Raw genomic sequence first — 18,207 nt, forward strand, 5'->3', positions numbered from 1 at the left:
TTTTAAAGAATCTTGAGTTTTACAATGAGTTTCTTATCTTTCACGGTTATAGATTCGAGACTGGATTTTGCCAATCGGTGTTTAAGGTTGTCATCGTCAAGCACATACACCGGATAGCTGGATAGCGCATTAGAGAGAGTAATCTGCGCAAGCTCTTTTATCGTTTGCTGGTATTCTCCAGGAACTCCGTTGATATGGATGGAATTCACCGTTGGATTTCTTAAAAAAAACGCTCCGCTATTTGGATCATAGCTAATTGAACCCGTTATCCGGGCCATACCGCTACCGCTGAGGGTGGCAAAGGTGGTTGCTTTGACATGAGCCTTGATGCTGAGCGTATTTGAGGTTTTCAGCAGGTTTAAGCTGGGCTTGGTAATGATAAGGGTTACGAAGGATCTCTTTGCTTTAAGAGGCATCATTGCTTCAATTTGTTGCTGAAGCTCAGCCTCCGTGAATTCCTGTGTGTAGGAAAACGCGCTGGCTGAATGCGTCACAGCCATCAATATCAAGGCAAGTAAATACTTCATAGTCGATGCAGTCCCCGAGGAACTTGAAAGCAAGTCCCAAGGGACTTGTTCACAGGTTGTTTAGTAGCCGTAATAGGCGTCCGATAGTTTGTCGACAACCGTGTCAGAAATACTGTCCTGAGACGTTAACCAGCTTTCAATCGCTTTTCTGTCCTCTTCGGTCGCGGACTCATAGCGTGTATTTGACATAACATAACCTTCAAAATGGTTTGCACTGCCTCCACCTTCAATAAGAAGGTTTCTTGCTTCAATCAGTTCACCAAGACCGTCGAAGAATTGATTGAAATCTGATTCCTGTTGCAGATTTACCGCGCAGCTGAATTCAAATCCCATAACTGCATATTCGCCAACATATAGTTTCTTTCGAAGACGTTTACTTCTTTTGATTTCTTTGGTCACGGTGTTTCCTATAAGGCTGTTGTTTAAAGGTGTGTTTGCCGGGAGTGGCGCAAATATCCCTGAAAATTTGATTAAAGAGTTTAAAAAAGCAGATACCAGAGAGCGGGATTAATGCCTGGAGAAAGGCTTGATTGTATCGGGTTGAGGCTTCTGGCCCTTGAAGCCGCCAATCTATCACCGAATTTGTTATCAGACAAGCGGAGGCAAGGATTGTTATTTAAGGTTGTATCAACTCCGGCATATATGAAGTTGATACAACTGCTGTTCAGGCTGGACTTGTGCGGGTGCTCCACGGAAGTTTTGCAGGCTTGCTAACATTAGATTGACTTTATTGCAGCCACTGTACTTTTTATTTTTCTCCGGGTATGTTGTGAAAATCGAAAATAAAAGTGATCAGAGGGTTGATAGCTGAGGGTCATCGTCGGCATTAAGAAATATGTGTAAGAAAAGCATCTACACCCGCCTGAGCGACTATTTCATCCTGATCCGGTGTGCCTGAGCTGCAACCAATGCCACCAACGATCTGTTCATTAACAAATAAAGGCAGTCCCCCGGCAACAATAGAAAACTTTCCCTGATTACTGGTATTGATACCAAATGCCGGTTTCCCCGGAACACTGACTTCACCATAGGCGCGTGTTGATTTGCGGGCCGCTGCTGCTGTAAAGGATTTACCAATAGAGATATCGATACTGGTGATACGGCCATTGTCCATTCTGTGAAACATGAGCAGATGGCCACTATCATCTGTAATCGCTATATCCATATCGACATCAATTTCTTCGGCCTTCTGAATACAGCCCTGCATAATGATCTGAGCATCTGCCAACATCAATTTAGGTATCATTTTCATCGGGTTTACCTTTGTCTTTCTGTACTCGAACAGGTGATCTGGTAACATCCAGGCGGAGTTTGATCCTGGTGTCACGAGGAATACCGAGTTGTTCTTGCGGTTGGGCAAGTAATGTTTCGGTATTGATCAGGTTTTTTAGGTGCTAGAGTTCTTTAGAGGAACTCGTTACTTGATTCAGGGCCTGTTCGAAATTCTCCACTGTTCGATCGATATTGTTCAGCTTATCCAGTCCAAATAGGCCGATACGAAAAGTGCGGAATCCCTCAGGCTCATCGCATTGCAATGGAACACCTGCTGCTATTTGCAACCCTTTGGCGATAAACTTGGAACCGTTCTGGATATCCGTGTCAGTGGTATAGCTGACTACAACGCCAGGGGCCTGATACCCTTCGGCGGCTACACTTTTGAAGCCCTTGCTGACTAGTAGTGAGCGTATCTGCTGGCCTAACTTCAGCTGTTCTGAGTGGACTTTTTCGAAGCCGTAATCTTCGGTTTCTTTCATGACATCGCGAAAGCGAGTCAGGGCATCTGTTGGCATTGTCGCATGGTAGGCATGTCCTCCCTGTTCGTAGGTTTCCATGATTTGCAGCCATTTCTTCAAATCACAGCAGAAACTATCGCTCTCGGTTGCTTCGACCCGATCCCTTGCAAGCGGACTTAGCATAACAAGTGCGCAGCAGGGTGAACCACTCCATCCTTTTTGAGGAGCGCTTATCAGCACATCAACCCCCGTCTCCTGCATATCTAGCCAGATGGTGCCTGAGGCTATGCAGTCCAGAACAAAAAGGCCGCCCACTGAATGCACAGCATCGGCTACAGCCTGAAGGTACTCGTTGGGTAGCATCATGCCTGATGAGGTTTCAACATGAGGGGCAAATACGAGATCAGGTTTTTCTGCTTGAATTCTGGCGACAACCTCTTCGATAGGAGCAGGAGAGAAAGCTGCCTGATTGCCACTTTCGAATTGCCGGGCCTTCAACACCGTGCAGGAGGAGGGAATATGACCCATCTCAAAAATCTGAGTCCAGCGGTAGCTAAACCAGCCATTGCGGATAACCAGACACTTTTTGTCAGCAGCGAACTGTCGAGCGACGGACTCCATTCCAAAGGTGCCACTGCCGGGTACAATTGCTACACCGTAAGCGTTATATACGGATTTGAGGGTTTTGGAGATGTCTTTCATCACTCCTTGGAATGACTCTGACATGTGGTTTAGTGAACGGTCTGTATAGACAACCGAATATTCTAGTAGCCCATGGGGGTCAATGGTTTGTGAAATATTCATGTTAAATAACACCATAATGAAAATATTAATTACTTTTTCATATTATGTGAGTGACTGTTTTAAATAGCAAGCAGAATTCAGTGATTTGTTTGTTTTTTACACAGATGTAAGAGATCAATGCAGGTGAAAGGTCTGAGGTATATTTCATCAGTATTCTAAATATCAGAGACTCCTGTAACTGGGAGCTAAGCAGTTCAGGAGCTCTGATATACAGAGAGCGGCCTGCTCACTGTTTTTTCCGAGCGGCTACCCGAAGAGGGCACGGTGATAAACAGATTGCCGTGGCTCGTGGGTGCCCGCTCACTGAGTGATCGACAGGGATCAGTTATCTGATCTGAGCCGCTCACTGTCAGGGTCATAGACGCAGCCAGAAGTGACCGTTACCGGATAACGGCTACCCAGAACCTTAACGGACAAATCTGCCTTTAATGAGTCAATATCAACATATGCCAGCGCCAGGCTCTTCTGTGTGCGGTGGCCAAAACCTCCTGAGCTAACCTGTCCGACAATGTTATCGCCGTTGTAGACAGGCTCCATGTGGATTGCGTCCACATCTGTTGATTCTAATTCAAGCAATACCAAACGGGTTTTCAGAGAAGATTTCTGCCGTTCCAGAGCGGCCTTGCCTTCAAAGTCTTCTTTGTCTAACTTAACGAAGTAGCCCAGGTTTGCTTCTAACAGGCTGAACTCTGTAATCAGGTCATGACTCCACATCGGGTAGCCTTTTTCCAAACGCATGGAGTCCATGGCACGCATACCAAAATCTGCAATGTCCCAGCCTTTACCAGCTTCCATCAGGGCATCATAAAGGGCCAGTTGATGTTCTATCGGATGATGAAGCTCCCAGCCCAGTTCTCCGACGAAATTCATCCGTAATGCTCTGACTGGAATACCATCGACATTGATCTCCTGCCCGGAAAACCATGGGAAGGCCTTGTTGCTGAGATCAGTACTGGTCAGGCAGCTAAGGACTTTACGGGCATCCGGGCCGGCTACAACCAGGGTGCCATATTCTTGCGTAATGTTTTTCAGCTGCACGGAATTATCCGTGGGTAAACGTTGAGTCAGCCAGTCTTCTACCAGTAATTCAGCCGCCGCTGGTGCCATCATATAAAAGCTTCCGTCCCCAAGACGAGTGATGGAAAATTCCCAGGCAACACCGCCTTCTGCGGTGAGCGGATGGGCCAGGGCGATAGCGCCGGTTTTTTCTGGTATACGGTTTGGTGAGATAGTCTCGAGCCACTGATGTGCTGCTGCTCCTGACAGCTCAAATTTGGTAAATGGGGACAGGTCCAGTACACCGACATGATTTTGTACATGAAGGCACTCTGCTGCAACGGGTTCAAACCAGTTACTGCGTCGAAAACTGTGTGTTTCCTGAGCTGCCATTTCTTCAGGAGCAAACCAACTGGGACGCTCCCAACCGTACCAGGCACCGAATACCGCATTTTTCTCTGAAAATCGCTTATTGACTGGAGCGGATTTTTTACCCCGTGCTGCCGGACGCATCGCGTATTCGTTAGGAAATCCCAACTGGTATTCATTCGCATATACTTCAGTGGCTTTGGCAACGCTGAAGGAGTGATCAGCGTAGTCACCAAAGCGGCGAGGATCCAGCTCAAACAAATCCAGCTCAGGGTGGCCGTTAACGATCCACTGCGCCATAAAGTGTCCGGCTCCACCACCCTGTACAATACCGAAATTAAAACCGGTACAAACAAAGTAGTTCTGATACCCATTAACCGGCCCGATCAGCGGGTGACCGTCTGGCGTATAGGTTATCGGGCCATTAATGACCGTTTTTATACCCGCATTGGTTATTAAATTGACCTGTTCCATCGCGGTACACATGATATCTTCGATTCGATCCAGGTCGGGTTGCAGCAACTCTTGCCCAAAGGCTGCCGGGACACCGTTGACAGCCCATGGAATCCCGCCCTTTTCATAGGGCCCGAGTATCAACCCTTTGCCTTCCTGACGCAGATAATATGAAACGTCAGGATCTCTTAACATGGGTAGCATCTCGTCCCTGGCTTCCAGCTCCGGAATATTTTCGGTAACGATAAACTGATGCTCCATTGATGCCATGGGTAGCTGATGGCCCACCATTGATGCGACTTCGTTTGCACGGAAACCGGCGGCATTGACAATAATTCCGGCGTCAATGACCCCTTTTTCGGTTGTTACTTTCCAGCGACCGTTTTCCAGCTGTTCAATCGATTCAACGGGGTTGTTGCGGACAATGGTTGCACCACCCTGCCGGGCTCCAGCCGCCATGGCGTTGGTTACACTGGTGGGATCAATGTGGCCATCGGCCGGGTCCCAGAGGCCACCCAGCAGACCATGGGTATCCAAATAGGGGTAGAGTTCTTTCAGGCGCTCAGTGTCAATAATTTCCAGATTTAACCCTGCCAACTCGGACATGGCGGCAACGCGCTGAAATTCGTCCATTCGGTCCTGGGTGTGAGCCAGGCGGACGGCTCCTGTCTGGTGGTGATCAACAGGGCTACCGGTTTCTTCCTGCAGGCGACTGTATAGATCGATGCTGTATTGCTGCAGCTTCATGACATTGTAGCTATTGCTGAAATGAGGCAGATTTCCTGCGGCATGCCATGTTGAACCAGAGGTCAGTTCCAGTTTCTCCGTCAGCATTACATCCTTCCAACCCATTTTGGTCAGATGGTAGAGAGTGCTGACGCCGGCAATGCCTCCACCAATAATCAGTACGTCTGTCTTATTTTTCATTTTTTGTTTCCTGCTCGTATGTAAAGGATGGTTTTGCCACCTCGCCTCTTGAAATAAGGCATGGTTCGATGGTAAGAAGGGTTGTTATCCAACACAAACGATATAAAAGATGCTTTTCGATAAGCTGTGCTTATGAAAGTTAGTATTACAGATAGGCTGATGCCGAGAGCTACACCCAATTTGAATTTATTAATATGAGCTCGTTGGAGGATATCTACGTAGGATGGATAAGCTGTTAACCAACAATATTCAGTTGAACTGGCTACGCACTTTTGAAGCGGCAGGACGACGGTTAAGTTTTACTCTGGCGGCCGAGGAACTGAACATGAGTCAATCTGCCGTGAGTCAGCAGGTGCAGCTGTTGGAGCACCATCTGGATCAACGGTTGTTTGTTCGTATCAATCGCACTATTCAGCTGACCGACTCAGGGCGTGCTTTTTTGCCTCTGGTACAGGATTCTTTGCGTCAGCTGAACAACGGTGCCGCCCAGATATTCGCGCCGTTGAATGATGCTGTTATTGAAATAAACGTAAATACGGCCTTTAGTGTGCTCTGGTTAGCATCCCGGTTGCAGCGCTTCAATGCCATTTATCCACAGATCTCTATTCGTCAACTTGGCACAAACTGGGCAACTGATTTTGATATTTCCACCGCTGAGCTGGAAATTCGTTATGGCACTGGTCAGTGGTCCGGGTTAGAGTCGCATCGTTTGATTGATCCGCGCCTGCGACCTTATTGTACTGCTGAATATGCCAAAAGGCTGCGTCGGCCGGAAGATCTTGAGACGCTGCCTTTACTGGATGTTTTAGGCACGGCTCAAGGTTGGGATTCTTGGCTGGAGACTATGGATCTGGAAACGTTGAAATCGCAACCGCGCCAGTATATGGATAGTCATGCAACAGCGGTTTCTATGGCTGCTAATGGATTTGGAGTCTGTTTGATGTACGACGAATTGATGCAGGAAGGGGTATTGGCCAGCCAGCTGGTTGCTCCATTTATGGACAGTATCTGCACGGATAACAGCTATTATCTTTGTTATAAGGATGAAGGATCAATGTCCTCCGCCTCGCAGATTTTCAAAAACTGGCTGCTGAGCGACCTGTCCTAGGGATTGAGTGCTCTATCAATTGGGATAGAAAGGTTAACCATGAAGCGTCACTTCCCACCATTACATGCACTACGGGCGTTTGAAGCAACTGCACGGTTGCTGAGTTTTCAGCAGGCTGCCCAGGAAATGAATGTGACCCATTCAGCTATCAGCCACCAGATCAAAAAGCTGGAAACGGAATTGGGTAAGCCCTTGTTTGAACGTCTGGGGCGCAGTATTGCTTTAACTGACGAAGGGCAGCGCTATTTCAACGAAATTCATTTGGCTCTAAATAAAATAGAATTCAGTACACAGGAAATATTTGGTGAGCCGGATCAGGGTGATCTTATTGTGCAGGTCTATATGGGGATCGCTTCACGTTGGCTGGTTCCTCGAATTGGTGATTTTCGAACACTCTTTCCCGGTATCCACATTGAGTTATCCAGTTCCTATCAAGGCTGGGATTTTGACCCCTATATGGCTGATCTTGGTATCATCTATACCGAAAAGAAAGCCCCTGGATTGATCTATCAGCGATTGTTTAAAGGTACACTTATTCCTGTCTGTAGCCCTGACCTGTTTGATGTGGAATCCGGTTCTTTGGATGACCTGCTGGACCAGCCTTTTTTGACCATCACTGAATCACCCAATAATCTGTATTACTGGCTTCAATATCTTGGTGTCAAAGATGATCGGGTAAAAGTGCTCAGTGAGCATGACAATCACTTGCTGACGCTGGAAGCTGCGATTGCCGGTGAAGGTGTTGCTATTGTGCACTCCTTTTTCGCCAGTGGTGATCTGGCGAGCGGTAAGTTAATCAAACCCACGGAAATTCAGGTACCGGAGCAGGGAGCCTGGTACCTGATTCAGTCTGCCCGTAACGCTAGTGATTCCAAAATCGCCCGGTTTTCCAGCTGGTTACATCAGCAAATTGCTGCAGATCAGTCATTAGGTCGTTATCAAAGAGCGGCTGGAAGCCAACCGCAAGATTGAGTCGACTGGAAGTTAACGGACGTACTGACGAATAATTCTGTCAATCTTGCCGCTTTCTTTTAGTTCTTTGAGAATTTTTAAGTATTTCGCTTTGAAGTCATCCTTGTAAGGGAATGCATCACCGTTAGTCGCAAAGCCAAGATAGCCGTTCTCTGAGCTGATCACGTCGCTTTTTTGGATGCTGCTACCGTCATACTCACCCTTCTTAGCCAGTTTTTTCAGCTCCCATTCGATAGATAGACCGTCGTTCATGTAGCAGTCCAACTTACCATCAATAAGTTTTAGCAGGTTCGCACTTGTGCTCTCCGCCTCTTCTACCGTTATGTCGCCAGACTTGACCAGTTCCCAGAACTTGTCCCCACCAACGGCATAACCGGCGTTGTTACCGACTTTAAGCCCCAGGTAATCATCCGGCCAGGTGTCTCGTTTTGTTTCCAGAACGGATTTCCGACAGAAGACTGTTTGTTCTTCTTGCAGGATCGGCGCGTCATACTCCATAAATGGACGTTGTGCACGTTTGTAGGGGGGGTAGAGAGCAAAGATTTTCCCTTTTTCGACGAGTTTTAGTCCATCCTTCCAGCTTATGCCCTCCAGGGAAACTTCGTAATCAGGCATACGGGAAAAAATTTGCTCGAGAATCTGGGTATAGATACCGGATAACTCATTGCCAAACTCGTTATAGGAATAGGGAGGGTAGCCATTATCCCCATAAATCGTCACTTTGGTTGCAGCCGTAGAGAGGCCGGAAAACATCAGGGCGATAACAGCAAGTACTCGAATAACCATCATATAATCTCCAATGTATTAATAAGGCTTTTGCAGACTGATACAGAGGTCTGGTAATTGTAGCTACAACAAAATTGAGGTTCTATTTTCCGTGTCTGTTGTTTGATAGTTGCCCGGATCTCCAATCGCTCTGGAGTCCAGTGGACCAGTTTGTAGATTGCTGACAAGGCTCTCTTTTCTTTGTTGTTTTAGGAGTTGCTTGTGGAGTGTTTTATTCAGTGTAGTACAGAGTTGCTGCGAAGGAGCTTGAGTTAAGGAACCTTCGAATAAGCCTATAATATTCTCAGCGAGCCCTGGAATGGCTAAATGTGCTGTTTTCGGTGCCTATCGCTGATTCAGGAGCCGCCGAGAATATGCAGGATTGATTTGCTGATGAGAGGGGGGATAAAAATATCCTTAAATCAGGTTTTCCCCTTCCAGGGGATAAGTTTGGCCTCCAGCTTTCGCATCAGAATGTCGATGCTGTAGCCGATCAGGCCGACAATAATGACCCCTAACACGACAACGTCTGTGGCCAGGAATTTACTGGCTGCCATAATCATGAAGCCAACGCCGGATTCTGCTGCCACCAGTTCTGCTGCCACTACCGTTCCCCAGCAAATACCCATTGCTACCCGCATTCCGGTAAATATCTCGGGAAGTGAGTTTGGCAAAATAACATGTAGCAGTACTTGTTTTTTGCTGGCTCCGAGAGAATAAGCCGCATGTATTTTGGATAGCTTTACGCTGCCAACTCCCGCGCGAGCAGCGATTACCATGACCCAAAGTGCGGCAAAAAATAGCAGCATGATTTTAGAGCGCTCGCCAATTCCGGACCAGATAATCACTAATGGAATAAATGCCAGGGGAGGGATTGGGCGAAAGAACTCGACCACCGGGTCGAACCAGCCCTTGATCACTTCTGATAACCCCATTGCGAATCCAAGAGGAACACCGACTAAGCAACCAAGGGCGAAACCTATCAGAATTCTGTAGAGACTCGCCCAGATATGTTCCAGCAGAGAGAAGTTGCGGTAACCCTCACCGGAAATATTAATAAACTGTTCCCAGACGGCCTGGGGTGAAGGCCAAAAAATGGGATTGATAAATTCCAGAGCGCTTCCGACATACCAAACTACGGCCATCGTAATGACTGAAAGTATGCTCCAGGTACGACCATTGGCCACGGCGGAAGTATCTCCAAAAGTGACGGTCTTGCGTTTTGTCAGGCCGTCTTCGGAGAGACCTATAACTTGTTTTACCTGCTGTATTAGTACCATAATTTAGTCTCCTGCCATTTCGACTTGGCCCATGATTTCCTCTTCCATATCCCAGATCATGGAGAGTATCTCTTCACGTTTAGAGATAAATTCGGTCGATGCTTTGATCTCGCGAGGGTCCTCAACTAATCCCGCTTCAGCAAACGGTAACTCGTATTGTTGCTTTATGCGGCCGGGGCGAGGTGCCATAACAAATAGTTTTTCTCCCAAAAACAGCGCTTCTTCAACACTATGGGTGATAAGGATGATGGTCTTACCGGTTTCCTTCCAAAGCTTAAGTACCAGGCTTTGCATTTTCTCCCGGGTGAGGGCATCGAGTGCACCCAGAGGCTCATCCATTAGAATTACATCCGGGTCATTGGCTAAACAGCGTGCCAAGGCAACCCGTTGCTGCATACCGCCGGATAACTCGTAAACCGGCTTGTCATAAAAATCCTGTAAGCCCACAATTTGCAGCAGTTCTGTAACCGTCTTTTTTATCTGCTCTTTTGGAGTACCTTTCATCATCGGCCCAAAACCTACATTTTCCGCTACCGATAGCCATTCAAATAGTGCCCCCTGCTGGAACACCATTCCCCGGTCGGATCCGGGACCGTGCAGTTCAGTCGATGCGAGCGATACTTTCCCGGCCGTCGGTGCCAGAAAGCCGGCGACAATATTCATCAGGGTACTCTTGCCGCAGCCTGAAGGCCCCAGAATAGAAAGCAGTTCACCTTGTTTTAAACTAAAAGATACATTTTGTAAGGCTTCAACTTGATCACCGCTGGGTGTATCAAAAACCATGGATACGTTATTAACCACTAAATCAGACATGGTCATACCCTTATGTATGTGGAGTATTGATTGGATAGAGATCAGCCTGGAGACAGCCTGTCAGAAAAAGATTGAGCTATCCGAGAAACCAGCCCTGTCCAGCGTTGGTGCTATCAGGGCTATTGGATCTACCATAAAATCACCTGGATACCCGTCCGGCAGGCTTAATTGACCTTTTCATAAAAACGGGAATCGATGTATTGGCTGTAGTCCGGCAGTGCTTTTGGTATTTGCTTGTGCAACACAAAAAAGTCCGCAACTTCTTTGGTGAAGCTCTGAACCGTACCGCCCAGCCAGTTGGTGGACAGCTGTGCATCCTTTAACGGGAATTCGAACAGAGCCAGCACCTGATTTGAATCTTCCAGGGACAGGCCGGCAGCTTTGGCGATGGTTGGTTGTAATGGTTTTGGGTTTTCAATAAATCCACGATTTGCATCATCAGTCACCTGTAAAAAACCGGTTACCAGCTCGGGGTATTGTTCAGCAAAGCTGTTATTCACCGATATGACATCGAACACACGGATACCGATGGCTTCCTGTTGTTTGGCGGTCATCAGCACGGAACCGTATTGTTTCATGCGGCGAAGAGCGCCACCCCAACCACAGGCCATAGCAACATCACCACGCGCCATGGCGGCAGCACTGTCAGCAGGCGCCATATCCAGCAGATGGATTTTGGTGCTGTCTACCTTGAGATGACTCATTATCCGCAGCATCTTGTAATGGGCCACGGTGCCAAAAGGTACAGCAACCTTTTTACCCTCCAGGCTGCTCGCGTTTTCTTGAGTGATACCTGTTGATCGATTAACCACGCAGTTATCATTTTCGGCGTAGGAGACAGCGATGCCCACCATGGTGATTGGCAAGCCCTGAGAGGTGGCAACTGTAAAGGGTACAAGACCCTGAGAATAAGCAATATCCACATCGCCGGAGGCCATGGCTGCGGACATAGCAGTACCGGAATCAAAAGCGCGCCACTCGACCTCGACCCCCATTTTTGAATCGTAGGTTTTGTTTAACTGCGCTGCCTGATTAGCGGTGGGCCACTCCAGGAAATAAGCGACTGTGACCTTATCGGGCTTATTGGCAGCTGCTACGTGCATAGCAGTTAACGCAGATGCAGCAAACAGGGCTGCCTTTACAGTAGAAGAAATGAGACCTGAAGATTTTTTTATTTTCATGAGTTCTCTCTGCATCAGTTTCGTTACTTTTATAGTTGTTAACCTTGCAGTACCCATATTGCAGCGGAAAAAGAAGGGTAACAATTGAGTAATATCCTGTTGATGTTAGTTTTTCTAACATCAACAGGCGTGCTTGAAATGAGCTGGAAAACGCCGGAGCCTGTCGAGAGGCTACCGATATTTCTCGGCAGAGGACCTGCTGGTTGAACTGGGATATAGTTGTAGTTTATCGATAAAAAATTGATTAATCTCGACTACCTTAAGGACTGATATGTTTGGCAATTATCCAACTAAACTCCCTCAGGAAATCAGTTTTTTACTCTTGCCTCGTTTTTCGCTGATTGGTTTTTCTTCACTGGTTGATCCGTTACGTTGGGCTAATACTATCAGTGGAAAGGAACTTTATACTTGGAAAAACTTGTCTCTTGATGGCAAACCGGTGATTTCCAGTGACAGGATGTCATTGCTTGCCGACGCGGCTGTTGATGAAGTGCCGCAAACGGAAATGCTGGTTGTATGTGCCGGTTATGATCCCCAGCTGTACGTAACGCCGCAGCTAACAGGCTGGTTAAGACGACAGGCTTCTCATGGCTCGATTATCGGTGCCCAGGACACGGGGTCCTACATTTTGGCTGTGGCCGGTTTGCTGAATAATTATCGCGCGACAATTCACTGGGAGAATCTCAACAGTTTCGCGGAAGAGTTTCCCAAAGTGAAGGTTGTCGATGATATTTTTGAAATTGATCGTAATCGTTTTTCCTGTTCCGGCGGCTTGTCCGGACTGGATATGATGCTTCACCTGATTCAGTGTCAACACGGTCAGGATTTGGCGGCAGCGGTCTCGGAAGAGCTTATTTATAGCCAACGGAGAAGTGCTGAGCATCCTCAGCGCCTTTCATTACAGGCCCGTTTGGGAACGACAAATCTAAAGTTGATCTCTGCGATTAAAATTATGCAACGGACATTGGAACAACCGCTGACTATTCCGGAGCTTGCAGCAGAAGTGCACATATCCGACAGAGAGCTGGAGCGCCTGTTTCGTAAGCATCTGAAAACGACGCCAGGGGCTTATTATCGCGCACTAAGGTTAGAGCAGGCGCGAAGATTGCTTCAACAAACCAGCCAAAGTGTAACCAGTATCTCCGTGGCTTGTGGCTTCAGTTCCTCGGCTCACTTCAGCCGTTGTTATTTAGCACAGTATGGAGTGGCGCCGAGCAAGGACCGTCAGGCCTGAACTGTTTTTTGTTGAGGTCAAAATTATTTTTAGGGCCCTCCCGGGCCTGCTGCTGTGTCACCTCAGATCAGCTTATTGTCGTTTTGTATCAGGTTTTGTCGAAGCCTGTTCCTTTAATATGGTGCTTAACAAAACAACAATAACAACTTTCAGTGATTCCTGTTAACGGAATCCAAGCAGGGGGCTGTCGTGACAATACCCGGTAAATTGCCAACTAATCTGAACAATAGACTGCGTTTCTGTCTGCTAGGCAGTCCGGAGCAGACCGCTTGCTGGTCAGCTCGAAGCCTTGCACAGGGAATCATTCCTCATCACTGGAATGCATCTGATGATCATACCAGACTGGATTCGCTTATCAGAGGTTACTGGCCCGAATTGCTCCGTACAGGAATAGCCGCTGATGCAAAGCCTTCAGGGTACGTAATCCATGATCAACTGCAACAGGCGCTCGATCAGGTCTCATTGCTGCTGATCTGCGACCCTGACTATCGACTGGATACCGCTCTGATTGAATCGTTCCCTGAGCTATTAATCGCTGTTGAGCAAAATGTGGCTTTGCCGGGGAATGTACCCGCTGTTCGCTGCCTTACTCAGGAGCCGCTTCATTTGTTGCCTCTGGTTGAATTGACTGGGCAAAATCTGAGTGCAGTACGGATCGATAGGGTCTGCGATTTTTTTCAGCAGTTGGGTATGCAGCCCTCGGTATCTGCTCAATCTGCTCCCCTTTCCTTGCGACTTCAGCGGGCATTGCATCAGGAAATGGAGCAGATAGAAAAGGAAGGGCAGGCGACCCGTAACGAACTTCAGAACCTGTTATCCATGGGGCCTGCTCTTAACTGGAGTACCGGTGATCTGGAATCCCCCCAGCGTAATGCCTGTCTGATTGATCTTATGAAGTCGCAGCGACACCATCAGGTCGGTGCTGGCCTGGGGCTTGCCGATGCCGAACGGCTGCGTTATCAAGCGCAGCAATACTCCCAATGGCGTCCGGGAGTTAAGGTTGAAGCTCCGTTACGGTTATATCAAGGCAATGTGTTGCCGGATTGGGTGGATTACAACGGACATATGAGCGAGTCCTTTTATTTGTATGCCTTTGGAGAAGCCTCCGATGCTCTGTTTCGTTACATCGGTATCGATGAAGACTATCGCGCCTCTGAAAATTCTTTTTATACCGTGGAAACCCATATCAACTACTACCGAGAAGCCAGTAATGGCGATCCTCTCACTTACAGTACCCAAATACTGGCTGTTGATAAAAAGCGTCTGCATCTGTTTCACAGCATGTTTCACGCTGCGAGTGGTGATCTTCTCTGCACTACGGAGCAGATGTTACTGCATGTGGACATGGCCGCTGCAACAGCCTGTGCCATTCAACCGCCGGTATTGGAAGCACTGCTGGCCATTCTTGAAACCCATCAGGAATTACCCGTTCCGAAGCAGGTTGGCCGAGTCATGACGATCAGCCCCTGATTACGATTGATAGCGCTGGTGGCCAGGGTTGGCATTACTTGCCGGGATCGTTACCGCGCTGACAATTGGCAGAATATTTCTCTTAGGCAGAGTTGTGTTTTCAGCAACTATTTCCTTTGCAGACGATTTCCTTTGTAACTGAAAACTCAGATAAGAATGAGGGATACCCCCATGGATTTTGGCCTGACAAACGAACAACAGATGATCATCGACAGTACCCGTGCCTTTGTGGAGCAGGAACTGATGCCGTACGAGGACGAGGTTGAAAGCAATAATGTCGTCACCGATAAACTGGCCGCAAATATCAGGGATAAGGCGTTGAATCATGGTTTTTACGCCGCCAATATGCCGGATACTCTGGGTGGCGGAGGGCTGAGTGATTTTGATATTGCACTGATGGAGATGGAGTTGGGGCGGACCAGTTTTGCTCTTCAGTCACTTGTTGGCCGTCCGAGCAATATTCTGCTGGCCTGCAAAGGTGAGCAAGTGGAGCGTTATTTGCTGCCGACGATTCGTGGAGAGCGAACAGAGTGCCTGGCGATGACAGAACCCGGGGCAGGGTCCGATGTTCGCGCAATGAGTTGTAAAGCCGAGCGGGACGGCGAGTACTTTGTGCTTAACGGCAGTAAACACTTTATCAGTCATGCAGATATGTCGGACTTCACCATTCTTTTTGCAGCGACAGGTATGGAACAGACTGCTCGGGGCCCGAAAAAGAAAATAACCAGCTTTTTGGTGGATATGGATGTTGAGGGCTTTGAGGTTCGTCGGGGTTCCAATTGTGTTTCACATCGTGGTTATCACCAATGTGAACTCTATTTCACTGATTGCCGGATTCATCAGTCACAAATTTTAGGGGAAGAGCACAAGGGCTTTGATGTCGCTAATGAGTGGCTTGGGGCGACTCGGTTATCTGTTGCTGCCCTGTCAGTCGGTCGTGGCAGACGAGTGCTGGAGATGTCTACGGACTGGGCAGCTAATCGTAAGCAGTTCGGTCAGAGTATTGGTAAGTTTCAGGGAACCTCTTTCAAACTTGCAGATATGGCGACGGAACTGGCTGCTGCGGAACAGCTTACCCTGAAAGCGGCCTGGAAACTGGGTCAGGGGACGATGACTGATCAGGATGCAGCTATTGCCAAACTATACAGCACAGAGATGCTGGCTCGATTGACTGACAACGCAGTTCAGATTTTTGGTGGAATGGGGCTTATGGAAGAACTGCCGATAGAGCGCTTCTGGCGTGATGCCCGGGTGGAGAGAATCTGGGACGGTACCAGTGAAATACAGCGTCATATTATTTCCCGAGCTCTCTTACGTCCGTTGGAAGCTTAACCGCACGCCTGCGCCATTTGAGAGAAAAATGGCTGATCAGTCGCTCCAGGAATTGTCCCATGAATAAACAACAGCGCAAGAACCTGCAACGAATGCTGCTACCCCGTAGTGTGGTGTTTATCGGTGGTCGGGGGTTGGCAACAGCCATCAAAACCTGTGAAACCATCGGTTATCAGGGAGAGCTCTTTGTGGTGAACCCATTTTATGAAAGCATCGGTGGTGTGTCTTGCTATGCCACTCTGGATGATTTACCTCAGATTCCCGATGCTGCTCTGGTTGCTGTCAACAGTAATCAGACTGTGGCGGTTGTTGCCGAATTAGCAAAAAAAGGCGTGGGTGGTTGTGTGTGCTATGCAGCAGGTTTTGCTGAAGTTGGTGGCGCCGGATCTGAGCTTCAGCGATGCCTGGTCGAAGCCGCCGGTGATATGGCTTTAGTGGGGCCCAATTGTTATGGAGTGCTTAACTTTGTTGATGGCGTGACTCTTTGGCCTTCAGCGTTCGGGGGAGAAAGGGTGGCCCATGGGGCGGCTGTGATCTCTCAAAGCGGAAATATCGCCCTGAATATGACTATGCTGGAGCGCAGCCTGCCGCTGGCGCATGTTATCAGTGTTGGTAATCAGGCCGTTCTGGGTATCGGGGATTATATTCAGGCACTGGTGGAGGATAATCGAGTCGACTGTATAGGTCTTTATATCGAAGGCCTGGATGATGTTCCGGCATTTAGTCGAGCAGCACAGTATGCGTTGGAAAAGGGTAAGCCCATCATTGCAATCAAAGTGGGAGTTTCAGAGGTTGCGGCGAAACTGACGGCGTCACACACTTCGTCTCTGGCCGGTTCAGATACTTTTTACGATGCCTTGTTTCAGCGTCTGGGTGTTATCCGAGTGAAATCCATGACGGAAATGACAGAAACACTTAAGCTGTTTTGCTGCGCAGCCCCATTGAACGGAAATCGTATCGGGATAATGACCTGCGCCGGTGGTGATGCTGCATTAGCGGCGGATCTGGCGAATGTCTGTGGACTGGTTCTGCCGGATCTGAGTCTTACACAAACTGAAACCCTGCAAGAGCAGTTGGATGACTTTGTCACCGTAGCGAACCCTTTGGATTACAACACGGCGATTTGGGGTAACGAAGCAGAACTCACCCGCTGTTTCAGGGTTATGCAAGCTGATTCATTTGATGCCACCGTACTGATTATCGACTGTCCGCCCATTGGCACTCAGGATGAAGAAGATTGGGATGCCAGCATCCAGGCACTGATTAACACTGCTACCACGGCCACTAACCACAGCATCAACAACTCCTTAAGCTCTGAATCAGGAATGCTGGCGGTTATCAGTACTTTTCCTGAGCGATTGGGTTCAGCAGTTCGTCAGCGACTAATCTCAGCAGGAATCGCTCCGTTGCAGGGGTTGGAAGAGGGGATTCGAGCCTTGTCTTACAGTGCCTGGTATCAGCAGCGACGAATGGATGCGATGAATCAGTCATTTTGTCATGTAGCCTTACCCGATGTTAATCCAGCAGCTTCCAACGGTCGTCTTATGGATGAGTGGCAAAGTAAGCAACAGCTGTCGTCTTATGGTTTGCCGGTACCTCAGGGGCAGTTACTTCGATCAGGTGACCGACCGGCAATTACAACCCTGTATCCTGTGGCCCTTAAGGCTGTGAGTGATCAGTTGGTTCATAAGACAGAGTTGGGGGCTGTGATACTCAACCTGCAAGCGACTGAAGCTGTCACTGAGGCGATGGCAATGATGGAGCTGACACTCACTCGACAGGGTAAAAGCTGCAATTGTTTTCTGGTAGAGCCGATGGTCACTGATCCGGTGGCGGAACTCATTGTAGGGGTTCAACGTGATCCCCAGTTTGGGTTGGCGCTGACGCTTGGCAGTGGCGGTGTACTGGTTAACCTGATCGAGGACAGTGTCACACTGTTGTTGCCGACCAGTAGGGAATCTGTGGCAAGAGCGCTGGATCGTTTGAAGTGTAAAGCATTGATGACAGGCTATCGCGGTAAACCTCCGGGAGATATTGAAGCACTACTGGATGCTGTTATGGCCGTAGCGACCTATGCCATTGAACACAGGCAGGATTTATTGGAGTTGGATATCAATCCGTTGATGGTATTGCCAACGGGACAGGGGGTGATAGCGGTGGATGCGATGATCAGAACCACTCAGTAACAAAAGTATTCAGTAACACAAAAACTCACTAACAAAAAACTTGTAAACGAGAAGGTA

Annotated in this window: 15 protein-coding genes; 6 read left to right on the plus strand and 9 right to left on the minus strand. The window is 48.3% G+C overall.

Going from position 1 to position 18,207, the window contains the following annotated elements; all coding sequences use genetic code 11:
* Positions 1–2: 2 nt before the first annotated feature.
* From BGP75_RS20495 to BGP75_RS20520, 5 genes are all read right to left on the minus strand, one after another.
* Entirely contained in the window at positions 3–527 is a 525-nt protein-coding gene (locus BGP75_RS20495; RefSeq protein WP_076720748.1) for a DUF1439 domain-containing protein, read from the minus strand.
* A gap of 60 nt (positions 528–587) precedes the next feature.
* Positions 588–926 (minus strand): YggL family protein, encoded by a 339-nt coding sequence (locus tag BGP75_RS20500; RefSeq protein WP_076720749.1) that lies wholly within the window; start codon positions 924–926, stop codon positions 588–590.
* A gap of 427 nt (positions 927–1,353) precedes the next feature.
* Positions 1,354–1,779, minus strand: coding sequence for a heme-binding protein (locus BGP75_RS20510; RefSeq protein ID WP_076720806.1), 426 nt, complete (start codon positions 1,777–1,779; stop codon positions 1,354–1,356).
* A 142-nt stretch (positions 1,780–1,921) separates the two neighbouring features.
* Complete coding sequence (locus tag BGP75_RS20515; protein ID WP_076720751.1) at positions 1,922–3,064, minus strand: aminotransferase class V-fold PLP-dependent enzyme; 1,143 nt, start codon at positions 3,062–3,064, stop codon at positions 1,922–1,924.
* Between the two features lie 321 nt (positions 3,065–3,385).
* Positions 3,386–5,809 (minus strand): FAD-dependent oxidoreductase, encoded by a 2,424-nt coding sequence (locus tag BGP75_RS20520; protein WP_076720752.1) that lies wholly within the window; start codon positions 5,807–5,809, stop codon positions 3,386–3,388.
* Between the two features lie 223 nt (positions 5,810–6,032).
* On the opposite strand from BGP75_RS20520, the gene BGP75_RS20525 reads away from it, so the two are divergent.
* Together BGP75_RS20525 and BGP75_RS20530 are read left to right on the plus strand one after the other, a co-directional pair.
* Positions 6,033–6,917 carry a LysR family transcriptional regulator gene (locus tag BGP75_RS20525; protein ID WP_076720753.1) on the plus strand — a complete coding sequence of 295 codons (885 nt, stop codon included), beginning with the start codon at positions 6,033–6,035 and terminating at the stop codon, positions 6,915–6,917.
* Between the two features lie 39 nt (positions 6,918–6,956).
* Complete coding sequence (locus tag BGP75_RS20530; RefSeq protein ID WP_076720754.1) at positions 6,957–7,889, plus strand: LysR substrate-binding domain-containing protein; 933 nt, start codon at positions 6,957–6,959, stop codon at positions 7,887–7,889.
* A 12-nt stretch (positions 7,890–7,901) separates the two neighbouring features.
* On the opposite strand, the gene BGP75_RS20535 is transcribed toward BGP75_RS20530, so the two are convergent.
* The 4 genes from BGP75_RS20535 to BGP75_RS20550 all read right to left on the minus strand — a co-directional run bounded on the left by BGP75_RS20535 (position 7,902) and on the right by BGP75_RS20550 (position 11,928).
* Entirely contained in the window at positions 7,902–8,678 is a 777-nt protein-coding gene (locus BGP75_RS20535; RefSeq protein WP_198939499.1) for an ABC transporter substrate-binding protein, read from the minus strand.
* 398 nt (positions 8,679–9,076) lie between these two features.
* Entirely contained in the window at positions 9,077–9,934 is an 858-nt protein-coding gene (locus BGP75_RS20540) for an ABC transporter permease subunit (protein ID WP_076720755.1), read from the minus strand.
* A 3-nt stretch (positions 9,935–9,937) separates the two neighbouring features.
* A complete protein-coding gene (locus tag BGP75_RS20545; RefSeq protein WP_076720756.1) occupies positions 9,938–10,747 on the minus strand; it encodes a taurine ABC transporter ATP-binding protein in 810 nt (269 codons plus the stop codon).
* Between the two features lie 164 nt (positions 10,748–10,911).
* Entirely contained in the window at positions 10,912–11,928 is a 1,017-nt protein-coding gene (locus BGP75_RS20550) for an ABC transporter substrate-binding protein (protein ID WP_076720757.1), read from the minus strand.
* Positions 11,929–12,199: 271 nt separating this feature from the next.
* Between BGP75_RS20550 and BGP75_RS20555 the strand changes: the two genes are divergently transcribed.
* The 4 genes from BGP75_RS20555 to BGP75_RS20570 all read left to right on the plus strand — a co-directional run bounded on the left by BGP75_RS20555 (position 12,200) and on the right by BGP75_RS20570 (position 18,150).
* Complete coding sequence (locus tag BGP75_RS20555; protein ID WP_076720758.1) at positions 12,200–13,162, plus strand: GlxA family transcriptional regulator; 963 nt, start codon at positions 12,200–12,202, stop codon at positions 13,160–13,162.
* Between the two features lie 189 nt (positions 13,163–13,351).
* Entirely contained in the window at positions 13,352–14,632 is a 1,281-nt protein-coding gene (locus tag BGP75_RS27270; protein ID WP_198939500.1) for a thioesterase family protein, read from the plus strand.
* Between the two features lie 171 nt (positions 14,633–14,803).
* Positions 14,804–15,964: an acyl-CoA dehydrogenase family protein gene (locus tag BGP75_RS20565; RefSeq protein ID WP_076720759.1), complete on the plus strand. Its 1,161-nt coding sequence runs from the start codon at positions 14,804–14,806 to the stop codon at positions 15,962–15,964.
* Positions 15,965–16,023: 59 nt separating this feature from the next.
* Complete coding sequence (locus BGP75_RS20570; protein ID WP_076720760.1) at positions 16,024–18,150, plus strand: acetate--CoA ligase family protein; 2,127 nt, start codon at positions 16,024–16,026, stop codon at positions 18,148–18,150.
* Positions 18,151–18,207 lie beyond the last annotated feature (57 nt).

Origin of the sequence: Motiliproteus sp. MSK22-1 (assembly GCF_001968815.1) — a bacterium.
In the GTDB taxonomy this organism is placed as follows: domain Bacteria; phylum Pseudomonadota; class Gammaproteobacteria; order Pseudomonadales; family Balneatricaceae; genus Motiliproteus.

What these genes read in the sequence shown, in the direction of transcription:
- BGP75_RS20530 (WP_076720754.1), top strand. Translation starts at nt 6,957, where the DNA reads ATGAAGCGTCACTTCCCACCATTACATGCACTACGGGCGTTTGAAGCA.
- BGP75_RS20555 (WP_076720758.1), top strand. Translation starts at nt 12,200, where the DNA reads ATGTTTGGCAATTATCCAACTAAACTCCCTCAGGAAATCAGTTTTTTA.
- BGP75_RS20540 (WP_076720755.1), bottom strand. Translation starts at nt 9,934, where the DNA reads ATGGTACTAATACAGCAGGTAAAACAAGTTATAGGTCTCTCCGAAGAC.
- BGP75_RS20565 (WP_076720759.1), top strand. Translation starts at nt 14,804, where the DNA reads ATGGATTTTGGCCTGACAAACGAACAACAGATGATCATCGACAGTACC.
- BGP75_RS20570 (WP_076720760.1), top strand. Translation starts at nt 16,024, where the DNA reads ATGAATAAACAACAGCGCAAGAACCTGCAACGAATGCTGCTACCCCGT.
- BGP75_RS20550 (WP_076720757.1), bottom strand. Translation starts at nt 11,928, where the DNA reads ATGAAAATAAAAAAATCTTCAGGTCTCATTTCTTCTACTGTAAAGGCA.
- BGP75_RS20515 (WP_076720751.1), bottom strand. Translation starts at nt 3,064, where the DNA reads ATGAATATTTCACAAACCATTGACCCCCATGGGCTACTAGAATATTCG.
- BGP75_RS20495 (WP_076720748.1), bottom strand. Translation starts at nt 527, where the DNA reads ATGAAGTATTTACTTGCCTTGATATTGATGGCTGTGACGCATTCAGCC.
- BGP75_RS20510 (WP_076720806.1), bottom strand. Translation starts at nt 1,779, where the DNA reads ATGAAAATGATACCTAAATTGATGTTGGCAGATGCTCAGATCATTATG.
- BGP75_RS20525 (WP_076720753.1), top strand. Translation starts at nt 6,033, where the DNA reads ATGGATAAGCTGTTAACCAACAATATTCAGTTGAACTGGCTACGCACT.
- BGP75_RS20535 (WP_198939499.1), bottom strand. Translation starts at nt 8,678, where the DNA reads ATGATGGTTATTCGAGTACTTGCTGTTATCGCCCTGATGTTTTCCGGC.
- BGP75_RS20520 (WP_076720752.1), bottom strand. Translation starts at nt 5,809, where the DNA reads ATGAAAAATAAGACAGACGTACTGATTATTGGTGGAGGCATTGCCGGC.
- BGP75_RS20545 (WP_076720756.1), bottom strand. Translation starts at nt 10,747, where the DNA reads ATGTCTGATTTAGTGGTTAATAACGTATCCATGGTTTTTGATACACCC.